Here is a 13,899-nt window from a genome sequence, read left to right on the forward strand (position 1 = left end):
CGCAAGTCCGACGCTTGATCTGACGTCCCGACCTTATGGGCACACTATCACCTTCGGGTCCGGCAAAGCGATCGCCCAATAGCCAAACCGCCGATCGACCGCATCCGCACTAGGCGAACACGGCCGACACGGGGGGTAGTCGTCGCACCCGCGGCTCAGTCCAGCAGCAGGGCGTCCAGGATGAGCGCGCCATCGGTCATGGCGAGCACGGGATTCATGTCGGCGCTTTCCAGCCCCGGAGAGGCCGCTGCGATCTGGCTGACCTGAGACAGCAGTCGCGCCAGTGCACCGATATCGGCAGGGTCGGACCCACGCGGATGGGTCAGCAGGCGGATCGCCCGGACCTCGTGGATCATGGCATGGGCCTCGTCCTCGCTAAACGGGGCGGCGCGGAAGACCACGTCGCGCAGCGCTTCGACATGGACACCGCCCAGGCCGAACATCACGACCGGCCCGAAGGTCGGGTCACGCTGCACGCCGATCACGCATTCGGCCACGCCCCGTCGCATCGGCGCGACCATCAGGCCGTCGAGCCGGGCCCCGGGCGCCTTGGCTCCCGCCGCGGCGAGGATGCGCTCTCCGGCGGCTTCGGCCTCGGCGCGTCCGCTCAGGTTCAGTTCCACCCCGCCGATATCGGATTTGTGGCCGATATCCGGCGACACGATCTTGACGACGACGCGACCGCCCAGTTCCTCCGCCGCCTGACCAGCCTCGGCGGCGGTGGCGACGTGGCGGAAGTCGACGACCGGCAGGCCCTGCTTGCCAAGCGCGGCAAGGGCCAGCGGTTCGGTGCAGGCCTCGGGCACGGTTAGTGGTGTTGGCTGGGCGTCGGGCGCGGTGTCCGTTCGCTGGAACCCGCGATTGATCCGTGCCAGGGCCGCCACGGCCTTGACCGCGCGGTTGGGGTCTTCGAAGACCGGCACACCCGCCGCCTCGACCGCCTTGCGGAATTCGGGGCTGGGCAGGGTCGACACGACCTGTAGCACGTCCGGCGACTGGGCCCGTACCGCGGCGATATCTTCGGCGATTTCCAACCCCAAAGGCGACAGGCCGGCGGCCGAGATGAAGCTGACCACCGTGTCACAGGTCCCGTCGGCCGTGATCAGCCCCAGGGCCTTTCGCGACGCGCCGGGGATCTGGCCGACCTGCCCGGTGATGTCGAGCGGGTTGCGTGTCCCGGCGAAGGGCACCATCTCCAGCACCTTGTCCTGAGTGGCGCGGGTGAATTCCGGAACGTCCAGACCGTGGGCTTCGGCGGTGTCCGCCATCAGCACGCCGGCACCGCCCGAAACGGTGTAGAACCCGACGCGGTTGCCGCTGGGCAGGCCCGCGATCGAGGCGGCATAGGCGATGTCGAGGCATTCCTCGATGCTGTCGGCGCGCAGCACGTTGTACTGGCGGAAGATGCCTTCGAAAACCGCATCCTCGCCCGCCAGTGCGGCGGTGTGGGACGCGGCGGCCTTGGCACCGGCCTCGGTCTTGCCGACCTTGCAGACGACCAGCGGCTTGCCGGCCTTTCGGCAGGCGTCCAGTGCACGGCGCAGGCCGTCGCCATCACGGCAGCCTTCCATGTAGCCGACGATGACGTCTGTGCCGGGATCGGTCGCCAGCCATTCCACGCTTTCGGCAAAGCCGAGATCGGCTTCGTTCCCGGTGGTGATCCAGTAGCTGAGACCGATGCCGCGTTCGCGGGCCACCGAGAAGGCGAACCCGCCGAAGGCACCGGACTGGCTGACCAGCCCGATCCGGCCCTTGGGGGCGACGCCCGCCTTCACGACGGGCGCGAAGGTGGCGAAGATCTTTTCCTCGATATTCATGAAGCCAAGGCAATTCGGCCCCATCAGTCGCAGCCCGGATTTGCGGGCGATGTCCTGCATCTGGCTTTGGGCCGCGGCACCTTCTTCGCCGATCTCGGCAAAGCCGGAGGAGAACATGACCACGCCCTTCACACCCGCATCCGCGCAATCCTGCAAGGCCTGGACGGCCAGGCTGGCGGGGACGGCGATGATGGCCAGGTCGATCGGACCCGGCGCATCCTTGATGTTGGCATAGGCCGGAAGCCCCTGGATCTCAGGGGCTTTCGGGTTGATCGGGATCACACGCCCCGCGTAGCCGCGGGACCTGAGATAATACAGCGGCGTGCCACCGATCTTGCTTTCGGTATCCGAGGCACCGATCACCGCCACCGAACGGGGGCGGAAAACGGCGTCGAGATCGGCGCGTTGCTTGCCGTTGTCGAGCATTACACGGCCTCCGGCGGGATATATTCCTCGGGCACCTCGACGCCGTTCTCCTTGTACCAGCGATAGGCCCCGGCATGGACCGGCGCGTTCAGCTGGAGAAGGGCCGTGTCGGTGGTGAAGTAATCCATCCAGTCGGCGGCGGCATGCATGTCGGGCAGGTTTTCGAACATGGCCTTGGTGACCGCGTAGACGGTATCGGCGTCCACGCCCACATGCGATCCGATGCCCACCCAGCTGCCGACGGCGGCGATCGGGTCTTCATTGACCTGGTTCTCGCCATAGATGTCCGGCGGGATCTCGGTCATGGTGCGGCCCGGGATTTTCAGCATATCCTGAAGCGGTCCACGGGTCAGGGCCTCGTCCGGGATGGTGATCAGCTTGATCTTGCCCAGCAGGGCGAACTGCATCATCGAGGCCGAAGGCAGTTCGGTCGGAATGATCGCAAGATCGACCTGGCGGTCCTGGAATGCCTGCTGACCCGAAGACCAGTCCAGTTTTGCCTGTTCGTAATCGCCAGGCTTCATGCCGGTCGCGCTTTCCATGATGGCCAGTCCGACGGTCGTCGCTGCGCCACCCGGGGGGCCGATGAAGATGCGGCGCCCGCGGCAATCCTCGAGCGTTTCGATCCCGGAATCCGCGTAGGTGATGATGTGATACGGCCCGAGCGGGAAGTTCACCACCTGGCGGACATTCTTGAACAGCTCCGGCGCGTTGGCCATGCCGCTGAACATCTGGATGCCTTCGCTCATGTAGTAATTGATAGCGGGCGAGGAGATGAACAGGTCCACGTTGCCGTTCGCCGCATCCAGGGTCGAGCGTGTCGCGGTCTGGCCCGAGGTCACGTTCATCTTGATCGGGGTTTCGCGCTGCACGATCGTCTGCATCGTCGTGGTGAAGGTGAAGGTCGAACTGCCCGGCGATCCGGTATGCACCCGCAGGTTTTCCTGCAGGGCCCAGGCGGGGATCGCGGTCGAGGCAAGGCCGAGCGCGGCCATGCTGCCCATGGCCGTCCGGCGGGTCATCTTAGTCATGTTTGGGTCTCCTCCCTTGAATGACGGGCTGTGGTTCGGGGATGTCGTAGCGTCCCTCCAGCAGCTCCGGTTTCGCGAAATAGGCTCGCAAAAGCAGTGTGTAAGGACCGGCGGGCGCGGGCAGCCAATTGGCCTCGTCCTCTGCGCCGGGGCTGTCGTGGCCGATCCAGATATCCAGCGATCCGTCGTGGTTGCGGACCAGTCCCGGGGTCCGGTCGCCGATGGCGTATCGCGAGAGCGGGTTTTCGATGAAGAACAGCTCTCCGTCCTCCGTCGGTTCGTACATGGACAGCGACCAGAACGCGTTGACAGGGATCGGCTGGTCGGCGGGGATGTGCCAGCGCATCATCTGCCGCCCGTCCAACGCGGTGCCGCCGAAGGACTTCGCCGGGAAATACGTCGCTTCCTCCAGCGTCAGCGCGCCGAGGCCGCCGATGGCCACGCGGGCACGGAATTCGTAATCCTGGTTGTAGAAGCCGAGACCCGATTTCGGGTCGAGCCATCCGTCCCCGTCAGCGGCCATGATCATTCCGCCTTCTAGCGTGCGGCGGGCATCGGCGACGCCAGCAGCGATCTGCGCGATCTCGTCCTCATCGAAACGGTCGGGATCGAACCCGTCGGAATCGTCGAGGCCCAGGGGCGCAATGCGCTGCATCACCCCCATATCGGTTGCCCGAGGCCGGTGCAGCCTTAGCAGCTCGGCCGCCTGGGCGAAATATTCCGACCAGGGCGCGATGCGGGTTCCCTGCGCCGGATCGCCCACAGGGGTATTGGGCGGAGGCGGCATCTGCAGCACCAGCCCGTCCTGAACTGCCCGGGCTTCGGCCAGGTCTTCGGGGCCCGCGACGAGGATACGCGCCAGCACCCAGCAGATCGGCGTGGTCGACCGGATCACCGGCCCCTCGATCCCCTCGGTGCCCGCATCTGGCCCGACGATGGTGTAGCGACCGCCAGAGCCGCCCGTCGTCCGGGTGCCGAGAATGGCGATATTGTCGGTCCACATATCCATAACGGCGACCGAAATGTAGCGATCCCCGGTCTCGGGCAGGTCGATCACCGCCGGACCCTGCCTCAGGTCGAGCCAGGCATTCGAATAGAGCGTGTCGTTGTTCGGCGCGGTGATGTGGCGCGACTTGAAATGCAGCAGTTTGCGGGCGTGAAACATCTCGTTCATCGGCCCCAGGGACATGCGGCGGCGGCGGAAGCTCTCCATCGCGACAAGCGGCAGGGTGAAGGTATAGGCCTCTTGTGCGATGTCGCGCAGATCGGGTTTCACCTTGGTCTGAAGCATCGGGGACCTCATGCCGTTCTGGGGTGCGCGCGAAGGCGGAGAACCTCGCCCACGAGGATCGCGATGACGAGGCCGAAGCCGATCACGTCGATCTCTGTCCCGCGGGCCAGGCAGAGGGCGGCGGCCAGGATATAGGCTCCGCGCCAGACCGGTTGCAGGCGTGCGACCCCGAACCCGGCCAGTGCTGCGGACAGCGCCCAGGTGATGCAGATGATCCGCAGCAGGCCGATGGTGAAATCGGCAATGTCGAAATTCTCGATCAACAGCAACGACGGGTTCAGCACGAAGAGGAACGGCACGATGAAACCGACGATGGTCAGCCGCAGGGCCACCACGCCGATCCTCATCGGGTTCGCGTCGGCGATCGGGGCGGCGGCGAAGGCGGCTAGCGCCACTGGCGGGGTGATCGCCGACAGCACCGCGTAATACAGCACGAACATGTGCACGGCGATGCGCGGGGCCCCCATGGCCGACAGGGCCGGGCCCATCACCAGCACGATGATCAGGTAGGCGGGCAGGGTGGGCATCCCCATGCCAAGCGCCAGGCAGGCCAGCGCCGTCAGGATCAGCGACAGGAACAGGTTCTGCGACCCGAGCGATCCGACCGCCTGGGCGAAGTTCAGGCCCAGCCCGGTCAGGTTCATGCCCGCCACGACGATGCCGATGGCCCCGACGGCGATCATGATCCGCGCGCCCGAAATGCCGCCCTTGGCCAGCGCCTCGACCAGGCGCCAGGGGTTCTTCCGCACCTCGGGGTTGAGAAAGCCAAGCGCCAGCGCCGTGACCGTCGCGCCAAAACCTGCCATGGCCGGGGACCGGCCCATCATCAGGATCGCGATCACGGTGAGGATCGGGATGATGAACATCAGGCTTTCCACGGCGTCGCGCCGGTTCAGGACGGGCATCTCCTCGGGCGCGGTCGAACCGATGCCGCTGCGCCGCGCCTCAAGCCAGACGGCCAGGAACAGGGCCGAGACATAGGCGGCCGCGGGCACCAAAGCCGCGACACAGACCAGCAGGTAGGGCGTGCTGGTCAACTGGGCCAGCATGAAGGCCACGGCCCCCATCACCGGCGGAATGAACTGACCTGCGGTCGATGCCGCGGCCTCAACTGCGCCCGCAAATTCGGGGCGGAACCCCTTCTGTTTCATCATGGGGATGGTGAAGGTCCCGGTTCCAGCAACGTTTGCAGTGACAGACCCGGACATCGAACCGAAAAGCGTCGAGGCGACGATGGAGGCATGGGCCGGGCCGCCAGCGACACGGCCGGTCAACCGGATCGCGATGCGGATCAGGGCGTGGCCGGCGCCCGTGGCCTCCAGCACCATGCCGAAGACGATGTAGATGAACAAAAGCTCGATCACGACCGAGACGGGCAGGCCGAACACCCCGGCATAGCCGTACCATGTGCCCTGCACGATCTGGTCGAGGGTGAAGCCCGCATGCCGGAACATGCCCGGCAGGCTTTCGCCCCACAGCACATAGGCCAACACCCCGCCTGCGACGATTGTCAGGCCAAGGCCGAACTCACGCCGTGTCAGCTCCACGCAGGCGAAGAGCGCCAGCAGGGCCAACCACTGATCCGTGGTGGAATAGCTGATCAGCATGTTCTCCATCGCGTCTGCGGTGGCGATGAACCGCTGCAGGGCTGCAAAAATGATCGCCATTAGGGCAATGTCGATGGTCCAGCACAGCGCCAGTTTCAGCGGCGTGGGCGTCTCCAGCCGTGCGGCTAACGGCCGGATCGAAACGGCCGCGAGGATACAGGCGCCAAAGGCCAGCGTCCGGTGCAGCCCGGGTTCGAACATGCCGAAATAGGCGGTGTAAATTGCCTGCAATGCCAGCAGAACGCCGAGCGTCAGCCCGAACTTGCGCGAGAGCGTAAGTGCCATGAATCTCCTCCGTCGGGGCCGGTCTCCTCTCCGGTCCCAGCGGCAGATCAGCACAGGAATTAATTGATGTCAATTATTCCATCAGGGATCTCGGCGGAGAATTTCTCGGCGCATCCGAGATTTTCGCAAGCGCATCGGCCGTGCGGGCGGGGATGGGGGCGTCCAGCATGGTGATCAGGACGGATTTCAGTTCTTCGATCCGGAAAATCGCTTCGTCACGGCTGTAGCGTTCGCCGAGCCGATCCTCGGCGCCTTCGATTTCGGCCATCTCGAACATCGAGAAATTGACCGCGCTGCGGAAGCGGCTGCGCACGACCTGGGGCGGCAGCATCGGGCGGGCGCGGTGCAATTCCTGCTGCAATTCGATCAGCGTCCAGGCTTGTCGCTCACGCTCATAACGGCGCCAGGCTTCGATGTTCATGCGGAGTTGGATCAGGAATCTTTGTGAATAATGAGGGCCTTGCGTGTCTATGAACCGATCAATGCCCGGCTTCATCAGCAGGTGTATGATCGTTTCTGTCGATAGTGGTCCACCGTTCGCGGCAGCGCGCGCCTCGGCCAGAAGTTGCTCTCGATGGGCGTTCGCGGGGGCGACCCGGATGGCGATGATCGCGTCGAGAATCGCGTCGCGGGATCCGAAATGGTAATGGATGGCCGAACTGTTCTTCTGTCCGGCCTCGGTGTTGATCTGGCGAATCGTCGTGGCGGCAATGCCCTGGGTGGCGAACAATCGCTCAGCCGCCAGAAGCAGTCCCATCTTGGTGTCACTCAGTTCTGTTTGTGCGTCCACGGGCGGCCTCTCAGATCGGTGGTTGATTCTTTTCGGTTTCGCGAAAATAATGTACGTCGATTAGATCGGTCGAGGGAAGTCTTGACCGACGGTCTGGGAGGATAGCCGCGGCGCAGCGACTTGGCGAGGGTTCCGAGCACGGGACCCAGAGCCGCGCATCCGGTGACATGGAGGAGGATCCAGTGAAAACAGAGCTTTGCGAGCGCTTTGGAATCGACGTGCCGATTTTCGGCTTCAGCCACGCGGTCGAGGTCGTCTCGGCCGTGACCAATGCGGGCGGCTACGGTGTCTACGGTGCCACCCGTCGCCTGGCCGGGGAAATCACCGACGAGGTGAATGCGATTCGTGCGGCGGTTGGCGACCGGCCCTTCGGGCTCGACCTCGTGATCCCGAACAAGGTGCCGGAGAAGAACGACCGCGACGAGTTGGAAAGGATGGTGCCCGACGCGCATCGCAGCTTTGTCGAGGGGATCGAGGCCAAGTATTCCGTGCCAAAACCGTCCGAGCCGGGGATGCGGACGCGGTTCATCCGATCGGAGGAAATCCAGGACGAACAGATCGCCGCGGTGGCCGCATCGGATGTGAACATGGTCGCGCTCGGTATCGGCTGCCCGCCCGAGGTGATCGAGATCATGAAGGCCCAAGGCAAGACCACCGTCGCATTGGTGGGCCAGGAACGGCACGCGGCCCGCGCGTTGGAGGCCGGTGTCGATCTGCTGGTGGCGCAGGGCTATGACGCGGGCGGCCATACCGGCCAGGTCGGGACCTTTTCGCTGGTGCCGCGTATCGTCGACATGGCCGGCAATGTGCCGGTGCTGGCCGCGGGCGGCGTTGCCACCGGTCGTCATATCGCAGCCGCGCTGGCGCTTGGTGCACAGGGCGTCTGGATCGGCACTGCCTTCCTGATGACCGAGGAATACAAGTCCCACCTTTCGCCCGGCGAACTGGCCGCGCTGATCAATGCACAGACCACCGACACGGTCATCAGTCGTGCCGAAAGCGGCAAGCCATTCCGCCAGACACGGTCCGCCTGGTCCGAGGAATGGGCGACACCCGACGCTCCGCAACCGCTGAGCCATCCACTGCATGACGTGCTGGTCGGCGATATCCTGGGCGCGATCATCGAACACGATATCCGCCCGCTTCAGCATTACGGCGCGGGGCAGGGGATCGGCTGGTTTGACACGCTGCGCCCGGTCAAGGAGGTCATGGATGGCCTCGTGCGTGACGGCGACGCGGCGCTGGCCCGGTTCGGTCAGCTGAAAGGGGTCGCCGCATGAACATGCATACGGGAAACGAAGCGGCCTTCCGCGCCGAGATCGCGGAGTTCTGCAAGGATAACCTTGATCCCGAGGTGCGGCGGCTCAGCGATCTGGGGCTGCCCGTCGGCGACGAGGCCGCGCTCGATTGGCAAACCAAGCTGGTCGCGCGCGGCTGGGGGGCGCCATCCTGGTCCGAGGAATGGGGCGGCTCCGGCTGGGACATGCGCAAGCTTTTCATCTTCGAGGAGGAGATGGCCGCCCATGGCGCACCTCTGGTCGGGACCTTCAACATCAAGATGATCGGCCCGATCCTGCAGGCTCACGGTACGCCCGAACAGAAGGCGCATTACCTGCCCAAGGCGCTGAACTTCGACCATCAATGGTGCCAGGGGTATTCCGAGCCGGGCGCCGGGTCCGATCTGGCCTCGCTGCAGACGCGGGCGGATCGGGACGGGGACGATTACGTCGTCAACGGCACCAAGATCTGGACGTCCGGCGGGCATCTGGCCAATCACATGTTCTGCCTTGTCCGCACTTCGCGTGAGGGGCGTCAGCAGGGGGGGATCTCCTTCCTGCTGATCGACCTGGACACGCCGGGCATCTCGCGGCGGCCGGTGCACCATTTCTACGGCGCGCATGTCTTCAACCAGTTTTTCTTCGACAATGTGCGCGTCCCCGTGGCTAATCGCGTCGGCGAAGAAAATGCAGGCTGGGGCATCGCGAAATCCCTGCTGGAACATGAGCGGCTCTTCTCGGCCCGCCACACGGAGGCGCGCCGCAAGCTGGGCCGGCTGGAACGCCTGTCGCTGGAGGTGCGGATCGACAATCGCCAGGCGATCGAGGATGCGCAATTCCGCGATGACCTGGCCAAGCGCAAGATCGAGTTGCGGGCGCTGGAAAACGCGACGATGCGGGCGCTGGAGCGGCTGGTCGACGATGGCGGCATCGGGCCCTTCGCATCAGTGCTGAAACTGCGCGGGATCGAGGTGAACCAGCGGCTCGACCGTGCCATTGTCCAGCTTCTGGGGCCCGATGCGCTTCCCGCGCAGGCGGCCTGGGAGGACAGCGCGGCACTGGACGGGATCGTCCCGGGCGAGGCGCGCAACGCGGCAGAGTCGCGCTATTGGTGGCGCGGCCCGGCGATTGCCGGCGGCAGCCAGGAGGTGCAGCGCACCATCATCACGAAACACATTCTGAACCTGTGAGGCGGCCATGAGATTTGCGGCAACCGAAGACGAGATCATGGTCGAGGACATGCTCGACCGCGCCCTGCGCGAGGCCCGCGATGGCGCCCCACGGGCGGACGGACATGCGCCGCGGCCTGACCCGGATGCCTTGCGGGCGCAACTTGGGTCTCTCGGGCTCTGGGGCGCGTGGCTGCCCGAGGCGGCAGGGGGCTCCGACGGCGGTCCCCGGCTGCTGATGACGCTGGCACGGGGCCTGGGCTGGGTCCCGACGCATCACGGCCTGATCGGCGGCTGCGTCCTGCCGGGCGCGATCCTGTCGCGTGCCGGCCGTGAGGACACGCTGGACCTCGCCGAGCAGATGGCAGGGGGCGATCAGCCGGTCGCCGTGGCCGCGATGGAACCGGGCGCTCGCTGGGACCTGAGCGTTCCGACCATGCGGGCCGAACCGGATGGCGACGGCTATCGTCTGACTGGCGTCAAGAGCCACGTGGCAGAGGGCACGACGGCGGGGATGTTCATCGTCTCGGCCCGGGATCGTACCGGGATCAGCCTGTTCCTGGTGCCGGCGGATGCGGCTGGGCTGACCGTGTCGTCCTACCCGGTAACCGATGGCACCACCTGGGCGATGGTGCGTGCGGAGGGCGTGACGGTTCCCGCCTCGGCCCGCCTGGTGGGGCCAGACGACGGGCTGGCCACGCTCGAGCAGGCGTTCACGCTGGCCGCGTTCACGGCAGCGGCGGAAATACTCGGCTCCTGCGAGGCGGCACTTACTCAGACGCTGGATTACCTGCGCACGCGGGAACAATTCGGCAAGCCGCTAGCGACCAAGCAGGCGCTGCAATTCCGCGCCGCCGATCTGCACACGGATATCGAGATGTTGCGCTCGCAGGTGCTGGGTGCGGCCAATGCGCTGTCCAAGGGCTATTCCCGGCGGGCACGGGCAGATGTGGCCGCAGCGATGGCCCTTGCGGTGCAGACCGGCGACCTTGTCGGGCGGGAGGCGATCCACCTGCACGGTGCGATCGGCATGACCCGCGAACTGGGCGTCGGCTACCACTTGCTGCGCGCCGATGTGCTCAGCCGCTGGCTCGGCAGCGCAGAGCATTTCCGCGCGAAATTCATGGCTATGGAGGAGCAGGCCGCATGAACGACGTCGTCAGGACAGAGGTCGAGGGCGCGGTCACGACTGTGACCGTGGACGCCCCCGATTATCGCAATTCCATGGGCGCCCCCGGCGTGAGGGAAGGGCTGGCCGCCGCGGTCGAGGCGTTCGAGGCGGATGCCACGCAGCGCGTGCTGGTGCTGACCGGCGCGAACGGCACCTTTTCCGCAGGCGGCAACCTGAAGGTTCTCAGCGGCTTGCGGACCCGGCCCCAGATGGAGGATCGGATCACCAAGGGCGGCGGCACGATCGGTGTCATGTTGCGGTCCGACAAGCTCTACATTGCTGCGGTCGAGGGGCCGGCCTTTGGCGCGGGGATCGGGCTGGCCGCGGCCTGCGACCTTGTCGTCGCGGCGGATGGCGCGCGGTTCTGCGCCGCCCAGATCCGGGTGGGCGCCTCTCCCGATGGCGGGATGTTCTGGTCGGTGCCGCGCCGGATGGGGCGCGCGGCGGCCAAGCGGCTGTTGCTGACCGGAGAGGAGATCGACCAGACCGCGGCGCTGGCCCACGGTTTGGCGGATTACCCGGCCCCCGACGGCGGCGCGCTGGAGGCGGCGCAGAAACTGGCCCGTAAGCTCGCCTTCGGCCCGCCGCTGGCGCAGGCCACGGTGAAGCGCTTCTTCGCGCAGGACATTGCCGGGATGGATGCGGTGCTGGACTGGGAACGCGACACCGCCATCGACAACTTCCTGACCGACGATTTCGCGGAAGGCGCGGCGGCCTTCCTGGAAAAGCGCCGGCCCACCTTCGGAGGCACCTGATGGACGACCGCATGACCACCGATCTGGGCCAACGTCTGAAAGACATCATGGCGGAGGAAATTTTCCCACGCGTCAAGGAGATGAAGGCCTTTGTTGCCGCGAACCCGCCCGGCGCTCGTCCAGCATTCATGGCGGATCTCAAGCACATGGCGCGGCAAGAGGGGCTTTGGAACCTCGGCCTGCCGAACCTGCCCGACTGGGCGCCCGGCACGCGTCTGAGCAATGCGGAATTCGCACCGATGGCGGAAACGCTGGGCTGGGTCGACTGGGCGGCGGAGGTGTTCAACTGCCACGCGCCCGACCTTCCGACGATGGAGATGCTGGTGGCCATCGGGACGGAGGCGCAGAAGGAAACATGGCTCAAACCCATGCTGGAAGGGCAGATTTGCACTGGGTTCTCGATGACAGAGCCGGACACCGCGTCCTCGGACGCGCGCAACATCGCCACCCGGATCGAGGACAAGGGCGATCACTGGCTCGTCAATGGCCACAAATGGTTCACCGGGAACCGCGGCGTGCCGGGGTGGAGCTTTACCGTGTTGATCGGCGTGTCGGATTCCGAGGCGTCGGATTACGCAAAGCACTCGGCCTTGATCGTGCCGGTGGATTTGCCGGGGGTGCATGTGGTGCGGGATATTCCCGTGCTGGGTTTTTCGCATCGGGCGCGGCCCCATGCGGAGGTCGTGTTCGAGAACGTGCGCGTGCCCAAGGAGAACCTGCTGGGCGAACGTGGCAAGGGGTTCGTGGCCGCGCAGGTGCGGCTGGCCACGGCAAGGATCCATCACTGCATGCGGTCCATCGGCGGGGCTGAACTGATGCTGTCGCTGATGTGCGAACGGGCTGGAAAACGCGAGACATTTGGCCGGGCCATCGCGGATCACGGCAAGGTGCAGGAGTTCGTCGCGCTGAGCCGGATCGAGCTGGAACAGGCGCGGCTGCTGGTCATGAACGCGGCAGAAGCCCTTGATGCCAAGGGCGGAAAGGGCGCGCAGGCCGAGATCTCGATGATCAAGCTGGCCGTGGCGCGGACCTGCTACGAGGTGGCGGATCGGGCGGTTCAGATCTTCGGGGCCATGGGCATGACCGATGACAGCCCGGCGGCGGATTTCCTGGCCTCGATGCGGGCGTTGCGGATCTACGACGGCCCGGACGAGGTGCATGTGCGCACGATTGCGCGGCATGAATTCAAGACGCAGGCCAGCCGCCATCCCGACGGTTTGTTGCAGTATTTCTGCACCGATTTCTCGGACCGCTCCCGCTGGTCGGCCAGTTAGGCCATCCTTCTACGTCCAGAGAGGACAGGCGAATTCGGCAACGCGACGGTAGATCAGCTCCATGGGCCGGTGCGAGAGCGTTTGCGCGTGTTGGGAATGCTGCTGGACGATAGAGGCGTCGGGGCCTTTCGTTGAGCCGACCCTGAGCCGCCTGACATCGCGCGCAGGGTCGCGACGCGGTTTTCGGTCGCCGGGTGCGTCGCGAAAAGATTGTCGCGCTTGTGGGCGTGCAGCGGGTTGATGATGAACATATGCGCTGTGGCCGGGTTCCGCTCGGCCGCGTCGTTGTCGATCCGGGCGGCGCCCGAGGCGATCTTTTCGAGCGCAGAGGCCAGCCAGAGAGGGTGTCCGCAGATCTCGGCCCCGGCCTTGTCGGCGGCGTATTCGCGGGTTCGGCTGATGGCCATCTGGACCAACGCAGCCGCAAGGGGCGCCAAGACCATCATCAGCAGCGTGCCGACCAGCCCCAGACGTTCTCGCGACCCACCGAAGAAAAGTGCGAAATTGGCCAGCATGGAAATCGCACCGGCGAAGGTCGCGGTGACGGTCATGATGGCGGTGTCGTGGTTGCGGATATGGGCAAGCTCGTGGGCGATCACTCCGGCAAGCTCCTCGCGGTTGAGGCTGCGGACAAGGCCTGCGGTCACGGCGACGGCGGCATTGGCCGGATTGCGCCCGGTGGCGAAGGCATTGGGCTGGGGCGTGTCGATCAGGTAGACCTTTGGCTCTGGCAGGCCGGCGTTGCGGGCCAGTTCCATCGTCAGGTCATGCAAGCCCAGACGGTCGCCGGGCATCACCGGCTGCGCGTTGTGCATGCGCAGGACCATCCGATCGGAGGTCCACCAGGTGAAGACGTTCATTGCCGCGGCTACCACCAGCGCGATGATCGCGCCGCCCGATCCGCCGATCAGGTAGCCCACGCCCATGAAGAGCGCGGTCATCGCTGCCATCAGCATCGCTGTCTTTACGTAGCCCATCTGTGCCTCCTGGCCGTCTGCATATCGGC

General features: G+C 65.7%; 11 protein-coding genes. 5 read left to right on the top strand and 6 right to left on the bottom strand.

The genetic code is table 11. The features are described 5' to 3' along the window. Window positions 1-155 precede the first annotated feature (155 nt). The 5 genes from ATO9_RS15690 to ATO9_RS23560 form a co-directional block, all read right to left on the bottom strand. Window positions 156-2,243 (bottom strand): acetate--CoA ligase family protein, encoded by a 2,088-nt coding sequence (locus ATO9_RS15690; RefSeq protein WP_043751267.1) that lies wholly within the window; start codon window positions 2,241-2,243, stop codon window positions 156-158. After that, window positions 2,243-3,274 carry a TAXI family TRAP transporter solute-binding subunit gene (locus tag ATO9_RS15695; protein WP_202902150.1) on the bottom strand — a complete coding sequence of 344 codons (1,032 nt, stop codon included), beginning with the start codon at window positions 3,272-3,274 and terminating at the stop codon, window positions 2,243-2,245. The genes ATO9_RS15690 and ATO9_RS15695 overlap by 1 nt, the downstream gene beginning before the upstream one ends. Continuing rightward, window positions 3,267-4,565, bottom strand: a complete 1,299-nt coding sequence (locus ATO9_RS15700; protein ID WP_052418372.1) for a DUF1254 domain-containing protein — start codon at window positions 4,563-4,565, stop codon at window positions 3,267-3,269. Before ATO9_RS15700 ends, ATO9_RS15695 begins: the two co-directional genes overlap by 8 nt. 8 nt (window positions 4,566-4,573) lie before the next feature. Further along, window positions 4,574-6,457 carry a TRAP transporter permease gene (locus ATO9_RS15705; RefSeq protein ID WP_052418373.1) on the bottom strand — a complete coding sequence of 628 codons (1,884 nt, stop codon included), beginning with the start codon at window positions 6,455-6,457 and terminating at the stop codon, window positions 4,574-4,576. Window positions 6,458-6,530: 73 nt separating this feature from the next. Then, window positions 6,531-7,247, bottom strand: coding sequence for a TetR/AcrR family transcriptional regulator (locus ATO9_RS23560; protein ID WP_052418374.1), 717 nt, complete (start codon window positions 7,245-7,247; stop codon window positions 6,531-6,533). 182 nt (window positions 7,248-7,429) lie between these two features. On the opposite strand from ATO9_RS23560, the gene ATO9_RS15715 reads away from it, so the two are divergent. Genes ATO9_RS15715 through ATO9_RS15735 form a run of 5 tightly spaced genes read left to right on the top strand, consistent with a single transcriptional unit; the run spans window position 7,430 to window position 12,893 of the window. Continuing rightward, a complete protein-coding gene (locus ATO9_RS15715) occupies window positions 7,430-8,527 on the top strand; it encodes an NAD(P)H-dependent flavin oxidoreductase (protein ID WP_052418375.1) in 1,098 nt (365 codons plus the stop codon). Continuing rightward, window positions 8,524-9,714, top strand: a complete 1,191-nt coding sequence (locus ATO9_RS15720; protein WP_043751279.1) for an acyl-CoA dehydrogenase family protein — start codon at window positions 8,524-8,526, stop codon at window positions 9,712-9,714. Before ATO9_RS15715 ends, ATO9_RS15720 begins: the two co-directional genes overlap by 4 nt. 7 nt (window positions 9,715-9,721) lie before the next feature. Beyond that, window positions 9,722-10,843 carry an acyl-CoA dehydrogenase family protein gene (locus ATO9_RS15725; protein ID WP_052418376.1) on the top strand — a complete coding sequence of 374 codons (1,122 nt, stop codon included), beginning with the start codon at window positions 9,722-9,724 and terminating at the stop codon, window positions 10,841-10,843. Beyond that, entirely contained in the window at window positions 10,840-11,619 is a 780-nt protein-coding gene (locus ATO9_RS15730) for an enoyl-CoA hydratase/isomerase family protein (RefSeq protein ID WP_043751280.1), read from the top strand. Before ATO9_RS15725 ends, ATO9_RS15730 begins: the two co-directional genes overlap by 4 nt. Beyond that, window positions 11,619-12,893, top strand: a complete 1,275-nt coding sequence (locus tag ATO9_RS15735; RefSeq protein WP_081979610.1) for an acyl-CoA dehydrogenase family protein — start codon at window positions 11,619-11,621, stop codon at window positions 12,891-12,893. Before ATO9_RS15730 ends, ATO9_RS15735 begins: the two co-directional genes overlap by 1 nt. A gap of 53 nt (window positions 12,894-12,946) precedes the next feature. On the opposite strand, the gene htpX is transcribed toward ATO9_RS15735, so the two are convergent. After that, a complete protein-coding gene (gene htpX / locus ATO9_RS15740) occupies window positions 12,947-13,870 on the bottom strand; it encodes a zinc metalloprotease HtpX (RefSeq protein ID WP_043751281.1) in 924 nt (307 codons plus the stop codon). Window positions 13,871-13,899: the final 29 nt, after the last annotated feature.

Origin of the sequence: Pseudooceanicola atlanticus, assembly GCF_000768315.1 — a bacterium.
Taxonomy (GTDB): domain Bacteria; phylum Pseudomonadota; class Alphaproteobacteria; order Rhodobacterales; family Rhodobacteraceae; genus Pseudooceanicola; species Pseudooceanicola atlanticus.